At 65.6% G+C, this 14,755-nt stretch carries 15 protein-coding genes; 5 read left to right on the top strand and 10 right to left on the bottom strand.

What is annotated here, in order from left to right; genetic code table 11:
- Window positions 1-221 precede the first annotated feature (221 nt).
- Window positions 222-536: an SCP2 sterol-binding domain-containing protein gene (locus VQ067_RS16725; RefSeq protein WP_033990392.1), complete on the bottom strand. Its 315-nt coding sequence runs from the start codon at window positions 534-536 to the stop codon at window positions 222-224.
- Window positions 537-596: 60 nt separating this feature from the next.
- Entirely contained in the window at window positions 597-1,307 is a 711-nt protein-coding gene (locus VQ067_RS16720; RefSeq protein ID WP_004349259.1) for a histidine phosphatase family protein, read from the bottom strand.
- Between the two features lie 233 nt (window positions 1,308-1,540).
- Between VQ067_RS16720 and sohB the strand changes: the two genes are divergently transcribed.
- Window positions 1,541-2,566 carry a protease SohB gene (sohB, locus tag VQ067_RS16715; RefSeq protein WP_003087997.1) on the top strand — a complete coding sequence of 342 codons (1,026 nt, stop codon included), beginning with the start codon at window positions 1,541-1,543 and terminating at the stop codon, window positions 2,564-2,566.
- A gap of 58 nt (window positions 2,567-2,624) precedes the next feature.
- Window positions 2,625-3,617 (top strand): YhdH/YhfP family quinone oxidoreductase, encoded by a 993-nt coding sequence (locus VQ067_RS16710; RefSeq protein WP_003087998.1) that lies wholly within the window; start codon window positions 2,625-2,627, stop codon window positions 3,615-3,617.
- Here the strand turns inward: VQ067_RS16710 and VQ067_RS16705 are convergent.
- Together VQ067_RS16705 and VQ067_RS16700 are read right to left on the bottom strand one after the other, a co-directional pair.
- Window positions 3,604-4,479, bottom strand: coding sequence for an alpha/beta hydrolase family protein (locus VQ067_RS16705; protein ID WP_033990395.1), 876 nt, complete (start codon window positions 4,477-4,479; stop codon window positions 3,604-3,606). The genes VQ067_RS16710 and VQ067_RS16705 overlap by 14 nt on opposite strands.
- 93 nt (window positions 4,480-4,572) lie before the next feature.
- A complete protein-coding gene (locus VQ067_RS16700) occupies window positions 4,573-5,010 on the bottom strand; it encodes a hotdog fold domain-containing protein (protein WP_003098177.1) in 438 nt (145 codons plus the stop codon).
- 122 nt (window positions 5,011-5,132) lie between these two features.
- On the opposite strand from VQ067_RS16700, the gene VQ067_RS16695 reads away from it, so the two are divergent.
- Window positions 5,133-5,714, top strand: coding sequence for a TetR/AcrR family transcriptional regulator (locus VQ067_RS16695; protein ID WP_003098179.1), 582 nt, complete (start codon window positions 5,133-5,135; stop codon window positions 5,712-5,714).
- Window positions 5,715-5,778: 64 nt separating this feature from the next.
- Here VQ067_RS16695 and VQ067_RS16690 read toward each other — a convergent pair whose 3' ends face one another.
- From VQ067_RS16690 to VQ067_RS16675, 4 genes are all read right to left on the bottom strand, one after another.
- Window positions 5,779-6,276 carry a DUF934 domain-containing protein gene (locus tag VQ067_RS16690; RefSeq protein ID WP_003088003.1) on the bottom strand — a complete coding sequence of 166 codons (498 nt, stop codon included), beginning with the start codon at window positions 6,274-6,276 and terminating at the stop codon, window positions 5,779-5,781.
- Window positions 6,260-7,918: a nitrite/sulfite reductase gene (locus VQ067_RS16685; protein WP_033990398.1), complete on the bottom strand. Its 1,659-nt coding sequence runs from the start codon at window positions 7,916-7,918 to the stop codon at window positions 6,260-6,262. The genes VQ067_RS16690 and VQ067_RS16685 overlap by 17 nt, the downstream gene beginning before the upstream one ends.
- Before the next feature lie 410 nt (window positions 7,919-8,328).
- A complete protein-coding gene (locus tag VQ067_RS16680) occupies window positions 8,329-8,556 on the bottom strand; it encodes a DUF2970 domain-containing protein (RefSeq protein ID WP_003088007.1) in 228 nt (75 codons plus the stop codon).
- A 64-nt stretch (window positions 8,557-8,620) separates the two neighbouring features.
- Window positions 8,621-9,661: an RNA methyltransferase gene (locus VQ067_RS16675; RefSeq protein WP_004354839.1), complete on the bottom strand. Its 1,041-nt coding sequence runs from the start codon at window positions 9,659-9,661 to the stop codon at window positions 8,621-8,623.
- Between the two features lie 37 nt (window positions 9,662-9,698).
- Here VQ067_RS16675 and VQ067_RS16670 point away from each other — a divergent pair, with 37 nt between their 5' ends.
- Both VQ067_RS16670 and VQ067_RS16665 read left to right on the top strand, forming a co-directional pair.
- Window positions 9,699-10,061: a DUF1883 domain-containing protein gene (locus tag VQ067_RS16670; protein ID WP_003122824.1), complete on the top strand. Its 363-nt coding sequence runs from the start codon at window positions 9,699-9,701 to the stop codon at window positions 10,059-10,061.
- Between the two features lie 13 nt (window positions 10,062-10,074).
- Window positions 10,075-10,572 (top strand): prolyl-tRNA synthetase associated domain-containing protein, encoded by a 498-nt coding sequence (locus VQ067_RS16665; protein ID WP_003120234.1) that lies wholly within the window; start codon window positions 10,075-10,077, stop codon window positions 10,570-10,572.
- A gap of 56 nt (window positions 10,573-10,628) precedes the next feature.
- On the opposite strand, the gene VQ067_RS16660 is transcribed toward VQ067_RS16665, so the two are convergent.
- Window positions 10,629-10,991: a YggL 50S ribosome-binding family protein gene (locus tag VQ067_RS16660; protein ID WP_003108731.1), complete on the bottom strand. Its 363-nt coding sequence runs from the start codon at window positions 10,989-10,991 to the stop codon at window positions 10,629-10,631.
- Window positions 10,992-11,005: 14 nt separating this feature from the next.
- Window positions 11,006-14,710, bottom strand: coding sequence for a methionine synthase (metH, locus tag VQ067_RS16655; protein WP_033990400.1), 3,705 nt, complete (start codon window positions 14,708-14,710; stop codon window positions 11,006-11,008).
- Window positions 14,711-14,755 lie beyond the last annotated feature (45 nt).

Below are 14,755 nucleotides of genomic sequence, written 5' to 3'. Positions count from 1 at the left end.
GGAGCCGGTGCGCGCATCAGGCTGCGCAATGATGGTGGCCGGCGATAATTGGCTAATCTAATGCCCTGTCCCGGCCCTCACAAGCCGCCGCCGGGCGTTATGGGCAAGCGTGTTGCCGCTCCATCACGGTCCCTGATCGTCGGCCTGGAGGAATGCCGGACGAAAAAAAACCGGAGCCGCGAGGGACTCCGGTTTTCCTTCTGGCATGGCGCCGGAAACGGTCAGACCGGGAACAGTTCGCCCAGCTTCATCGCCAGCATCATGTCGCCTTCGGCGCGCAGCTTGCCGGCCATGAAGGCCTGCATGCCGTCGGTCTCGCCGCTGGTGATGCCCTTCAGGGTTTCGCTGTCCATGATCAGGGTGACGTTGGGGTTCTCGGCGTCGCCCTGTACCACTTCGCAGGTACCGTCCTTGACGATCAGGTAGTGGTTGTCGCCGTCTTCGATGTTGAACTGGAACACCAGATCCAGGCCGGCGGCCGCGCTGGCGTTGAACTTGCTTTTCATGGTGGAGACGATGTCAGCAACGGTGGTCATGGGTTCTATTCCTTTCTTCTAGGGTTTTTTCGGCGACCGGAACGGTCGCGGTAGGCCGGCTCATCGATAGGTGATGAGTTCCGGCGCCTTCAACAGTTCCAGGTGCACGTGACTGTTGAAGGAAGCCAGGGACACTTCCTCGCCGCGGAATCTCAGGCGAGTCAGCGAGGTATTGACGATCTGCCAGTTCAGCTCGAAGGCCTTGAGCGGCGGAACGCCGACGATCAGTTGGAGCAGGGCGGTAATGGTACCGCCGGAGGTAAACACGGCGACCCTGTCCTTGCCGCTGGCCTGCGCCAGCAGACGACGAAGACCGTCATGGACCTTATCGAGGAATTCCTGCCAGCTTTCCAGCCCATCTTTCTCATGGTTGCCGGAAACCCAGCGCGCGATGATGGTGGAGAACAGGCGCTGGAACTCGGCCCGATGCTCGGCCGCATGGCGAAGGATGTGCAAGGCTTCCGGCTGCTCCTCGAGCAGGTCCGGCAGGTGCGCGCGGATCACCGCGTCGGCTTCGAATTCGTTGAACGCCGGATCGACTTCCAGCTCCGGCGTGGCCAGCCCGGAGGACTCCAGGCGTTCGAGGGCGGCGCGGGCGGTGTGCTGCTGGCGGCGCAAGCCGCCGCTGAGGACGCGGTCGAAACGGACGCCGAGGTTCAGCAGGTGGTCGCCGAGGATTTCCGCCTGGCGGATGCCGGTCGGCGACAGCACGTCGTAGTCGTCGGCACCGAACGACGCCTGGCCATGTCGAATCAGGTAGATGCTGCCCACGGGCGGACCTCGGCGGGTGAAAGTTCCGCGAGGGTATGAGGATCACCCAGGGCTGTCAACGAAAAAACATACGCTTGTTTGAATGTCATTCGCTGCCTTTATCGGCTGCTCCGGGCGCGCCCTGCAAAGGCTCTCCAGGCAGTGGCATCGCTGGCCGCCCGTCGGTGGCCTGGGTATGCTTGCGCAATCGTGTCGCCCGTAGACGGGTGCGTCAACAATAGAGAGGGGGTTGTGTGGAGTTCATTGCCGAATATGCGGGCTTTCTGGCCAGGACCGTGACCGTGCTGGCGGCGATCATCGTGGTGCTGGTGGTGATCGTCGCCCTGCGCGGCCGCGGCCGGCGCGGCGCAGGCGGGCACCTCGACGTGCAGAAACTCAACGATTTCTACAAGGACCTGCGCGAGCGGGTCCGTCACAGCGTCCTCGACAAGGCCAGCCTCAAGGCCTTGCGCAAGGAGGAGAGCAAGGCGGCGAAGCAGGCGAAGAAACATCCTGAACAGAAGTCGCGGGTCTACGTGCTCGATTTCGACGGCGACATCAAGGCCTCGGCTACCGAGCAACTGCGCCACGAAGTGACTGCGGTGCTGAGCATGGCGGGCAAGGACGACGAGGTGGTGCTGCGCCTGGAAAGCGGCGGTGGCATGGTCCATGGCTACGGCCTGGCGGCCTCGCAACTGGCGCGCATCCGCCAGGCCGGCGTGCCGCTGACCGTGTGCGTCGACAAGGTGGCGGCCAGCGGCGGCTACATGATGGCCTGCATCGGCGATCGGATCCTTTCCGCGCCCTTCGCCATCCTCGGCTCGATCGGCGTGGTGGCGCAGTTGCCCAACGTCCACCGGCTGTTGAAGAAGCACGATATTGACTTCGAGGTGCTTACCGCTGGCGAATACAAGCGTACGCTGACGGTATTCGGCGAGAACACCGAGAAGGGCCGGGAAAAGTTCCAGGAGGACCTGGAGGTGACCCACGAACTGTTCAAGAACTTCGTGGCCCACTACCGGCCGCAACTGAACATGGACGAGATCGCCACCGGCGAGGTCTGGCTGGGCCAGGCCGCACTGGGCAAGCTGCTGGTGGACGAACTCAAGACCAGCGACGAGTACCTGGCCGAGCAGGCCAGGGAGCGCGATGTCTACCAGGTGCAATTCGTCGAGCGCAAGAGCCTGCAGGAACGCGTCGGCCTGGCCGCCAGCGTGGTTATCGACCGCGTGCTGGTGACCTGGTGGGGGCGGCTCAACCAGCAGAAGTTCTGGCAATAGGCCGGCGCCGACAGGGACGAACACGCTGTCTTCAGGGTTTTCACGAGAGGAGGTCGAAATGGCTGTATTCAAGGCGTTGTGGGTGACGGAAGCGCCCCACGGCGTTTACGAAACGCAGGTGGTCGAGCGCGATACCGGCGACCTGCCGGCGGGCGACGTACTGATCCGCGTGCAGTATTCCTCGCTGAACTACAAGGATGCGCTGTCCGCCAGCGGCAACCGCGGGGTGACCCGCAAGTACCCGCATACCCCCGGCATCGATGCCGCCGGTGTGGTCGCCGAGTCCTCGGTGGCCGAGTTCGCGGCCGGCGACGAGGTGATCGTCACCGGCTACGACCTGGGCATGAACACCGCCGGCGGTTTCGGCCAGTACATCCGCGTGCCCGCGGCCTGGGTGATCAAGCGCCCGCAAGGCCTGAGCCTGCGCGAGGCGATGATCCTCGGCACCGCCGGCCTGACCGCGGCGCTCTGCGTCGAAAAGCTGGAGCGCAGCGGCCTGCGCCCCGACCATGGCTCGGTGCTGGTCACCGGCGCCAGCGGCGGGGTCGGCAGTATCGCCGTGGAACTGCTGGCCAAGCTCGGCTACACCGTGGCGGCCGCCACCGGCAAGCTGGAGCAGGCCGAGTTCCTCAACCGCCTGGGGGCCAAGCAGATCCTCGATCGCGCCACCGTGGCCGATGGCGTCGACAAGCCGTTGCTCAAGGAACAGTGGGCCGGCGCGGTGGACACCGTCGGCGGCGACATCCTCTTCAACGTGGTCAAGTCGTTGCAGTACGGCGGCAGCGTCGCCTGCTGCGGCCTGACCGCCGGCGCCGGCTTCAAGGCCTCGGTGCTGCCGTTCATCCTGCGCGGGGTCAACCTGCTCGGGGTGGACTCGGTGGAGCTGCCGCTGGTGGTCAAGGCATCCATGTGGGACAAGCTGTCGCTGCAATGGAAGCTCGACAACCTCGAAGAGGTGGCGCGCGAGATCGCCCTCGAAGAGCTGCCGGGGGCGATCAACCAGATCCTCGCCGGCAAGCTGGTCGGCCGGGTGCTGGTCAACCTCGGCTGAGGGCGTTGCCGGAGCCCAGCTCCGGCAACAGGTAGCCCGCCCATAGCGATTCGGCGAACTGCGGCCGGAAGAAGCCGAAATGGCCGATGTGGCGGGCGCCGATTTCCTCGGGAGCGATGCGCCAGGCGGTTTTCGGCGCTTCGCGGTAGAAGCCCAGCAGCGACTCGATGCTGCGTCGGGACATCATTTCATCGTCGGTGAACGACAGCGACACGATGGGCGTGCGTACGGCGGAGAAGGCGCGGCGGATAGCCTCGCCATCCGCGAGGGCGTACTGCGGATGCAGGCACCAGCGTCGCCATTGTTCGATCACCCCGCGCGGCAGGTCGCCGACCATGCCCAGGCGGCGCCCGGGAAAATAGCCGAGCAGCGGCGTCAGCAGGGGTGCGACGAGGTACCAGAACAACCAGACCTTGTTGCGCAACCGCGGGCTGTTTTCCTTCCAGTAGTCACTGCCGCTGGCGATGCTGAAGACCCTCTCGATACGCTCGCGCCCTTCGACGAAAGGCAGGATCTGGCCGCCCAGGCTATGGCCGATCCAGTACAGGGGTTTGCTCCCGCTCTCGGCGAGCGCGGCGGCGAGCATGGCGCTGCAGTCATGACGGGCCCAGCCCAGCACATCGACCTCGAGACCGCGCAGCGAGCCGTTGCGCGATTGCCCCATGCCCAGGTAGTCGAAGGTGATGGCCAGGTAGCCGCGCTCTGCCAGCCAGGCGGCGAAGGGCGCGTAGAACCGCTGTTCCACGCCCATCGCCGGGACGATCAGGAGATAGCCGCGCGGCTCCCCGGCAGGCCGGTACCAATGGCTGGCCAGCGGATGGCCGTTGCCGTTATCGATGAGGCGTGGTTGCGGAGGGTTCATGCCGGTCTCCGTGGTCTGCTCATGGCTTCGAGAATAGAGCTGGCCGCCAGGGCGCTCCAGCCTGCCGAAAGCACGGCCGGGGTGCCTTGGCGGTCAGGCCTGGCTGACGTACATGGTGATCTCGGCGCGGAATACCGGCTTGTCGTCGACATAGGCGACCACCGGCACCACCAGGTTGCCGGTGGCTTGCCAGTCGATCTGGCTGCCGTCGGCCACCGCGCGCACGTCGCCAGTGGCCTTGGCCAGGTACTCGACGGTCATGCCGCGCGGAATCCAGCGATGGCCGGCGGGAATCGAGGCGTCGGTCATGGTCCCGGCGGCCAGTTCGGCGGCATTGCACAGGGCGATGGCATGCACCGTGCCGATATGGTTCAGCACCTCGCGGCGCTTGGGGAAGGTGACTTCGGCATAGCCGGGACGCAGTTCGACGAACTGCGGGGCGATGCTGGCGAAATAGGGTGCGAACTGGCCGATCATGGCGCTGAACTGAGCCGGGCCGACCTGCTGGTACATCTGCATCATCTGACTCATGGAAAACTCCGGGCGTTTCAGGATTGAAGATGTGTGCGCACCGGGGCAGTATACGAAGGTTAGAAATTTATTCTAGAAAAATATTCTAGTCAGCGTTTCGACGATTATCGACAAGGACCGACATGGGCCGTTCTTCCCGCAAAGACGAGATTCTCCAGGCCGCCCTGGCCTGCTTCAGCGAGCATGGCGTAGACGCCACCACCATCGAGATGATCCGCGACCGTTCCGGAGCGAGCATCGGTAGCCTCTACCACCATTTCGGCAACAAGGAACGCATCCATGGCGAACTGTACCTGGCCGGGATCGGCCAGTACGCGGCGTTGCTCGAAGCCGGCTTCGCCAGGGCGCGCAGCGCCGAGGAAACGGTCAGGTTGCTGGTCACCAGCTATATCGACTGGGTCGTGGCGAATCCTGACTGGGCACGCTTCATCCTGCACAGCCGCGGGCGGGTAGAGGCGGGGGAGTTGGGCGAGCGCCTGCGGGCCGACAACCAGGCCCACTTCGCGCGGATCCATGCGGCGCTGGCGGGATATCGGGCCGAGGGCCTGTTCCGCGAGATGCCGGACGACTGCTTTGCTTCGGTGGTGATCGGCCCGGCCCACGACCTTGCCCGCCAGTGGCTGGCCGGGCGAACCCGGGTGGCGTTGGCCGACTGTCGCGAACTGCTGGCGCAGGTGGCCTGGGACAGCGTGCGCGCGGCCTGAGGCGTCCGTGGCCTCGGGAACGAAAAAGCCCCGCGGCTGCGGGGCTTTTTCGTCAGGGCCGGGTTCAGCCGCGGCGGCGGAACAGCGGCAGCGGCTGCTCCACCGAGGTCTGGTAGACCTCGCTGAAGTCGTCCAGGCTGGCCAGGGCGTCTTCCGGGCTGCGGTCGGCACGGATGGCGTAGGCGTCGAAGCCGCAGCGGCGCATGAAGAACAGCTGGTCGCGCAGCACGTCGCCGATCGCGCGGATCTCGCCCTTGTAGCCGTAGCGCTCGCGCAGCAGGCGCGCGCTGCTGAAGCCGCGGCCATCGGTAAAGGCGGGGAAGTTCACCGCGATCACCTGGAACCTGTCGAGGTCACCGGCGATGCTTTCCGGCTCCTCGTCCGCGTCCAGCCAGACCCCCAGGCCACCGTCGCGGCCGCGCAGGGCCGGGCCGTGCTCGAGCCACAGGGCCAGCGGGATGATCACGTCGTCGCTGTTGGGCACGCTTTCCAGGGTCGCGTCCTTGGGCAGCAAGTGCCAGCGGTCGTCGACCACCTGGCGGTCCTTAATGATTCGCTGCATATACGCGCTCCTTGAACGGGTCGATACCGATACGGCGGAAGGTGTCGATGAAGGGTTCTTCCTCGGTCCGGCGTTCCACGTAGACCTGGATGATCTTGTCGATCACGTCGGCCATCTGCTCCTGGGCGAAGGACGGGCCGAGGATCTGCCCGAGGCTGGCGTCGCGCGCCGAGCTGCCGCCGAGGGAGACCTGGTAGAACTCCGCGCCTTTCTTGTCGACCCCGAGGATGCCGATGTGGCCGACATGGTGATGGCCGCAGGCGTTCATGCAGCCGGAGATGTTCAGGTCGATGTCGCCGATGTCGAACAGGTAGTCGAGGTTGTCGAAGCGGCGCTGGATGGCCTCGGCGATCGGGATCGACTTGGCGTTGGCCAGGGAGCAGAAGTCACCGCCCGGGCAGCAGATGATGTCGGTCAGCAGGCCGACGTTGGGGGTGGCGAAGCCCAGTTCGCGCAGTTCGCCCCAGAGGGCGAAGAGTTCGCCCTGCTCGACGTCGGCGAGAATGATGTTCTGGTTATGGCTGTTGCGCACCTCGCCGAAGCTGTAGCGGTCGGCGAGATCGGCGATGGCCTCCAGCTGTTTGTCGGTGACGTCTCCCGGCGCGGTGCCGGTGGGCTTCAGCGAGAGCGTCACGGCGACGTAGCCGGGCTTCTTGTGGGCGAAGGTGTTGCGTGCGCGCCAGCGGGCGAAGCCGGGGTGCTCCGCGTCGAGCCGGGCGAGGGATTCATCGAGGTCGTTGAGGGCCTTGTAGGCCGGATCGACGAAATGCGCGGCGACGCGCTGGACTTCCGCCTCGGTGAGGGTGCTCGGTCCGTCCTTGAGGTTGGCCCATTCGGCCTCGACGCGCTCGGCGAAGACTTCCGGGGTCAGCGCCTTGACCAGGATCTTGATCCGCGCCTTGTACTTGTTGTCGCGCCGGCCATAGCGGTTGTAGACGCGCAGGATGGCATCCAGGTAGCCGAGCAGGTGCTGCCAGGGCAGGAATTCGTTGATGAAGCTGCCGACGATCGGGGTCCGGCCCAGGCCGCCGCCGACCGAGACGCGGAAGCCGAGCTGGCCGGCCTCGTTCTTCACCGCCTCCAGGCCGATGTCGTGCACCTCGATGGCGGCACGGTCGCTCACCGCGCCGTTCACCGCGATCTTGAACTTGCGCGGCAGGTGGGCGAACTCGGGGTGGAAGGTCGACCATTGGCGGATGATCTCGCACCAGGGGCGCGGGTCCACCAGCTCGTCGCGGGCGACGCCGGCGAACTGGTCGGTGGTGGTGTTGCGGATGCAGTTGCCGCTGGTCTGGATCGCGTGCATCTGCACGGTGGCCAGTTCGGCGAGGATTTCCGGCACGTCTTCCAGCTCCGGCCAGTTGAACTGCACGTTCTGCCGGGTGCTGATGTGGGCGTAGCCCTTGTCGTAGTCGCGGGCGATCTGCGCCAGCTTGCGCAGTTGGCGCGAGGAGAGCAGGCCATAGGGAACGGCGATGCGCAGCATCGGGGCATAGCGCTGGATATAGAGACCGTTCTGCAGGCGCAGCGGGCGGAACTCCTCACCGGTCAATTCACCCGCCAGGTAACGGCGGGTCTGGTCGCGGAACTGCTTGACGCGGTCCTCGACGATCCGTTGGTCGTACTCGTCGTATACGTACATGAATATTCCTGCTGTCAGGCTATGCGGCTTACTGCGTTAACCAGCGCGCACGGCTACGCGCTCCACGCGGAGTGGGCGCACGATACCAGTTCATATTTATGCGTAAAAGTGATGTTTGAGTATATGGTAAGAACCGAAAAGACTAAGTCGCCAGGCAAGCATAACCGCTTCGCAACGGCGCCTTTCTTGAGCGATGGGCGGCGCTGGTCTTAACTGGAGGGTGCCTTTCGATGTCTTCGTCCCGATACCCACAAGAAACAGGGGGAGTCATGAGCGAGCCGAGCAAAACCCAGGAAAACCGCGACAGCGTGGTCGACGCCCGCGCGGCCTTCGTCCTGATCCTGCTGGTGGTGGCTACCGCGGTGTTCTGGGTCAGCCACCAGTGAAAGCCCGCCTCGGCGGCGCAGAGGTCACAGGCCGCTGAGGCTCAGCACCAGTTTCACGATCCCGGCCAGCAACAGCACGAACACCAGGGTGAAGAGCAGGCCCAGCATGATGAAGTGCACGGGCTTGCCGTGGCTGAAGTCGCGGGCGCGGTTTCGCCCGCTCTGTACGCCGAAGGCGGCAGCCATCACGCTGTGCAGCATCTGCCAGAAGGTCGGCGGCTTCTGGTTCGGTTCTTCCGTCTCGATACCCATCGGTGGTCCTCCCTTTTCCATACCTGCCCTGAGAGTCTAGACCCTTGGCGGGAGGAGGGTGGCTTCAGGCCTGGCGGGCGGGGATGCGCCGTTCCGCCGTGCCCTGCGTGGCCCTGGCGCGCAGTTGCCCGCAGCCGCCGTCGATGTCCTGGCCGGCCGAGTTGCGCACCTTGGTCAGCACGCCGCGGCTGTGCAGGTAGCGCACCAGCTCGACGATCCGCTCCCCGCTCGGGCGCCGGTAGGCGTCGCCGTCCATGCTGTTGTAGGGGATCAGGTTCATTACCGCGAAGCGGCCTTTGAGCAGGCGCAGGATGCCGTCCATTTCCTCCAGGCTGTCGTTGATCCCTTCGAGCAGGGTCCATTGGTACTGGATCGGATAGTCGACCCGGCGGGCGTAGGCCTCGCCGGCTTCCACCAGTTCTTCCGGGCTCAGCGGCGGCGCCTTGGGCAACAGTTGCCGGCGCAGTTCGGCGCGGGTGCTGTGCAGGGACAAGGCGAGGGCGGGCTTCACCCGTTGCCGGGGCAGGCGCTCGAACACGCGGGGATCGCCGACGGTGGAGAACACCAGGTTCTTGTGGCCGATGCCGCCATCGGTGCCGAGCAGGTCGATGGCTTCGAGGACGTTGTCGAGGTTGTGCGCCGGCTCGCCCATGCCCATGAACACCACTTTCTTCACCGCTCGCCGACGCCGCGCCAGGACCACCTGGGCGACCATCTCCAGGCTGCCGACCTGGCGCAGCAGGCCGCTGCGGCCGGTCATGCAGAACACGCAGCCGACCGCGCAGCCGACCTGGGTCGAGACGCACAGCCCACCGCGCGGCAGCAGCACGCTTTCCACCATCTGCCGGTCGGCCAGTTCCACCAGCAGGCGCGACGAGCCGTCGCTCGCCGGATGCTCGCTGTGCAGGCGGGCGATGCCTTCCAGTTCCGCGGCGACCTGGGGCAGACCGTGGCGTACGCCCAGCGGCAGGAAGTCCTCGGCCGGCTGGCGGGCGGTGCAGGCATCGAGGGCGCGGCCCTGCAGCCAGGCGCGGACGATCCTCCCGCAATGCAGGGGCTTGGCGCCGAGATCGGCGAGGCGCTGGTGGAGGTCTTGGCTACGCATGGGGCGCGCATCCTACCATTGCCCGTCATGAGGCGGTATGGCCGGCGCCGACGTGCTATCGTTGCGCTCCGCTCCACCGCAGCAACGGAACCGTTCCATGAAATTCGTCCACCAGCGCGAACACCTCAACGAAGACGACATCGTGGTCATCGAGTGTTCGCAGCAATGCAATATCCGCCTGATGAACGACGCCAATTTCCGCAGTTTCAAGAATGGCGGGCGGCATAGCTACCATGGCGGCGCCTTCGACCGCTTCCCGGCGAAGATCAAGGTGCCCAGCACCGGGTTCTGGAACATCACCATCGATACCGTGACCCGGCGCCCGATCAGCGTGACGCGCAAGCCGAACTTCAAGTGGTCGATCAAGTTCGTGCGCCGTTCCGGTTCGCAGTTCACCTGAGGGCGCGCGTCCCATGAGTGCGAAAATGGACGAGCAGGCGCTTCTGGCGTTGCTCCGCGAGCTGGCCATCGACAGCCAGCGGGTCGAGCATCCGGCGATCGCCTCCATCGAGGAATATTACGCGCAGGGCATCGAATTGCCCGACCAGGGCATCAAGAACCTGTTCCTGCGCAACCGCAAGGGTACTCGCCACTACCTGGTGCTGCTCGACGAGCGCAAGGAGGCCGACCTGCCGGGCATCGCCGAACAGATCGGCGAAAGCCGCCTGTCGTTCGCCTCGGTCGAGCGCCTGCGCGAATACCTCGGCGTCGAACTGGGCTGCGTGACGCCTTTCGCGCTGGTCAACGATCCGCGGCACAGGGTCGAGGTGTTGCTCGACGATGCCATTCGCCAGGACCAGTTGCTCGGTTTCCACCCGTTGGTGAATACCGCCACCGAGTGCATCCGCTACGCAGACCTGCTGGCCTTTCTCGCCCACACGGGGCATGAACCGCGCCTGATCCGGGTGTAGGTCGCAGCTTCGCGCCTGCTGGCGCCAGGCCAGGCCAGGTCATGCCGGCGCCGGTTTCACTCGAAGAAGTTGTGCCAGCAGTCGCTCAACGGGCCGACCTCGAAGGTCTTGCACCAGGGTTGGGCTTCCAGCCACAGGCGGGCGCTTTCCCGGTCCGCCTCGTCCAGGCTGCCGACCCGCGCCAGGCACAGGTAGCCGCTGATCTCCGCCTGTTCCGGCGAGCCGCCACCGCCGAACACCCAGCCCTGGGCCTCGACGAAGTCGATCAGATGGTCCAGCGCATCGTCGTGGGAGAGGGCGCTGCGGTCGTAGGTCAGTTCGAAGCTGAAGCCGAACTCCTGGAACTCGCCCAGGCGCAGTTTCTTGCGCAGGCGGCGCTTGCGCGGCTTTTCCATCTGCTCGGGAGTGAGGAATTTCATCGTCGCCTTCCTGGTCAGTCATCGTAGCCAAGGTTCGGCGCCAGCCAGCGCTCGCTGACGCTGGCTTCCTGGCCCTTGCGCTGGCTGTAGCGTTCCACCTGGTCCTTGTCGATCTTGCCGACCGCGAAGTACTGCGCCTGCGGGTGGGCGAAATACCAACCGCTGACCGCCGCGGCCGGGAACATCGCGTAGTGCTCGGTCAGGCTGACGCCGGACAGGCCCTGCGGATCGAGCAGTTCGAACAGGGTGCCTTTCTCGGTATGGTCGGGGCAGGCCGGGTAGCCCGGTGCCGGGCGGATGCCGACGTATTGCTCCTTGATCAAGGCCTCGTTGTCGAGGTGCTCGTCGCGGGCGTAGCCCCAGTACTCCTTGCGCACCCGCTCGTGCAGCCACTCGGCGCAGGCTTCGGCGAGGCGGTCGGCGAGCGCCTTGACCATGATGCTGTTGTAGTCGTCGCCCTTGGCTTCGTACGCCTTGGCCACTTCCTCGGCGCCGATCCCGGCGGTGGTGATGAAGCCGCCGATGTAGTCGCGCACGCCGCTTTCCTTCGGCGCGACGAAATCGGCCAGCGACAGGTTCGGCTTGCCGTCCGGCTTGATCGTCTGCTGGCGCAGGTGGTGCAGGGTGGCGAGGGTCTCGCCATCGGCGCCGTAGACCTCCAGGTCGTCGTGCTCGACCTGGTTGGCCGGCCAGAAGCCGAACACCGCGCGGGCCTTGATCAGCTTCTCGTCGATCAGCTTCTTCAGCATCGCCTGGGCGTCGTTGAACAACGCGGTGGCGGCCTCGCCGACCACCTCGTCGGTGAGGATGCGCGGGTACTTGCCGGCCAGGTCCCAGGAAATGAAGAACGGCGTCCAGTCGATGTACTCGGCGAGCACCGCGAGGTCGATCTCGTCGAGCACCCTGACGCCGGTGAAGGAAGGCGTCGGAGCCTGGTAGCCGGCCCAGTCGAACGCCGGCTTGTTGGCGATCGCCTGTTCGTAGCTCAGCCGCTCGGTGCGGGCGCTGCGGTTGGCCGTACGTTCGCGGACCACCGCGTAGTCGGCGCGGGTGCGGGCCACGTAGTCGGCCTTCAGCTCCTTGGACAGCAGGCTGGTGGCCACGCCTACCGCGCGCGAGGCGTCGGTGACGTAGACCACCGCGTCGTTGCTGTACTGCGGATCGATCTTCACCGCGGTATGCGCCTTCGAGGTGGTGGCGCCGCCGATCATCAGCGGCAACTGGAAATTCTGCCGCTGCATTTCCTTGGCGACGTGGACCATCTCGTCCAGCGACGGCGTGATCAGGCCAGACAGGCCGATGATGTCGCATTTCTCGGCGATGGCGGTCTGCAGGATCTTCTCCGCCGGCACCATCACGCCGAGGTCGACCACGTCATAGCCGTTGCAGCCGAGCACCACGCCGACGATGTTCTTGCCGATGTCGTGCACGTCGCCCTTCACCGTGGCCATCAGGATCTTGCCCTTGGCTTCCGGCTTGTCGCCTTTCTCCGCTTCGATGAAGGGAATCAGGTGGGCCACCGCCTGCTTCATCACTCGCGCGGACTTGACCACCTGCGGGAGGAACATCTTGCCGGCGCCGAACAGGTCGCCGACCACGTTCATCCCGGACATCAGCGGACCTTCGATGACCTCGATGGGGCGCGCGCACTGCTGGCGGCATTCCTCGGTGTCCTCGACGATCCAGGTGGTGATGCCCTTGACCAGCGCATGCTCGAGGCGCTTCTCGACGCTGTAGCTGCGCCATTCCTCGTCCTCGGCCTCCTTGACCGCGCCGCCGCCCTTGTAGTCGTCGGCGATCGCCAGCAGGGCCTCGGTGGCCTCGGGCGTGCGGTTGAGCACCACGTCCTCGACCCGGTCGCGCAGCGCCTTCGGGATCTCGTCGTAGATTTCCAGCTGGCCGGCGTTGACGATGCCCATGGTCAGGCCGTTGCGGATCGCGTAGTAGAGGAACACCGAGTGGATCGCCTCGCGTACCGGGTTGTTGCCGCGGAACGAGAAGGACACGTTGGACACCCCGCCCGAGCTGAGGGCGTAGGGGAGGTTGTCGCGGATGTAGGCGCAGGCGTTGATGAAATCGACCGCGTAGTTGTTGTGTTCCTCGATGCCGGTGGCGATGGCGAAGATGTTCGCATCGAAGATGATGTCTTCCGGTGGGAAGCCGACTTCGTCGACCAGGATGTCGTAGGAGCGCTTGCAGATTTCTTCCTTGCGCGCCTGGGTGTCGGCCTGGCCGTCCTCGTCGAAGGCCATCACCACCACCGCGGCGCCGTAGCGCTTGCACAGGCGGGCATGGTGCTTGAAGGCCTCGACGCCTTCCTTCATCGAGATCGAGTTGACGATGCCCTTGCCCTGGATGCACTTCAGGCCGGCCTCGATCACTTCCCACTTGGAGGAGTCGATCATGATCGGCACGCGCGAGATGTCGGGCTCGGAGGCGATCAGGTTGAGGAAGGTGACCATGGCCGCCTTCGAGTCCAGCATGCCTTCGTCCATGTTGATGTCGATCACCTGGGCGCCGGCTTCCACCTGCTGCTGGGCGACCTCGAGGGCTTCCGCGTAGTTTTCCTCGCGGATCAGCCGGGCGAACTTGGCCGAGCCGGTGATGTTGGTGCGCTCGCCGACGTTGACGAACAGCGAGCTGCGGTCGATGGTGAACGGCTCCAGGCCGGACAGGCGGCAGGCCCGGGGAATCTCCGGGATGGCCCGCGGCGGGTACTTGGCCACCGCCTTGGCGATCGCCTCGATGTGCGCCGGGGTGGTGCCGCAGCAGCCGCCGACGATATTGAGGAAGCCGGCGGCGGCGAATTCCTCGACCACCACGGCCATTTCCGCCGGCGATTCGTCGTATTCGCCGAAGGCGTTCGGCAGGCCGGCGTTGGGGTGGGCCGAGACATGGGTGTCGGCCTTGGTCGACAGTTCCTCGATGTACGGCCGCAATTCCTTGGCGCCGAGGGCGCAGTTCAGGCCTACCGAGATCGGCCGGGCATGCCGCACCGAGTTCCAGAAGGCCTCGGTGGTCTGGCCCGACAGGGTGCGGCCGGAGGCGTCGGTGATGGTCCCGGAGATCATGATCGGCAGCTCCACGCCGAGTTCCTCGAACACGCCCTGGACGGCGAAGATCGCCGCCTTGGCGTTGAGGGTGTCGAAGATGGTCTCGATCAGGATCAGGTCGGCGCCGCCTTCGATCAGGCCGCGGGTCGCCTCGACGTAGTTCTCCACCAGTTCGTCGAAGGTGACGTTGCGGTAGCCGGGGTTGTTCACGTCCGGGGAAATCGAGCAGGTGCGGCTGGTCGGGCCGAGCACGCCGGCGACGAAGCGCGGCTTGTCCGGGGTCTCGGCGGTCTTCGCGTCCGCCACCTGGCGGGCCAGGCGCGCCCCTTCGACGTTGAGTTCGTAGGCCAGCGACTGCATGCCGTAGTCGGCCTGGGACACCTGGGTGGCGTTGAAGGTATTGGTCTCGAGGATGTCGGCGCCGGCGTCGAGGTAGGCCTTCTCGATGGCCTGGATCACGTCCGGGCGGCTGAGCAGCAAGAGGTCGTTGTTGCCTTTCACGTCGCTCGGCCAGTCGGCGAAGCGCTCGCCGCGGTAGTCGGCTTCTTCCAGCTTGTAGCTCTGGATCATGGTGCCCATGCCGCCATCGAGGATCAGGATACGTTCCCTGAGGGCGTGCTGGAGGGCTTGCAGGCGGGCGCTGCGATCGGTGAGCGGGCTGGACATGGATGGACCTGGCGTCAGTGGGCGGAAAGGTGAAAAGCATAACAA

The sequence above is a fragment of the Pseudomonas sp. KBN12P06040 genome (assembly GCF_037574965.1).
GTDB lineage: Bacteria > Pseudomonadota > Gammaproteobacteria > Pseudomonadales > Pseudomonadaceae > Pseudomonas > Pseudomonas aeruginosa.
This window is presented reverse-complemented; position numbering and strand designations above follow the sequence as displayed.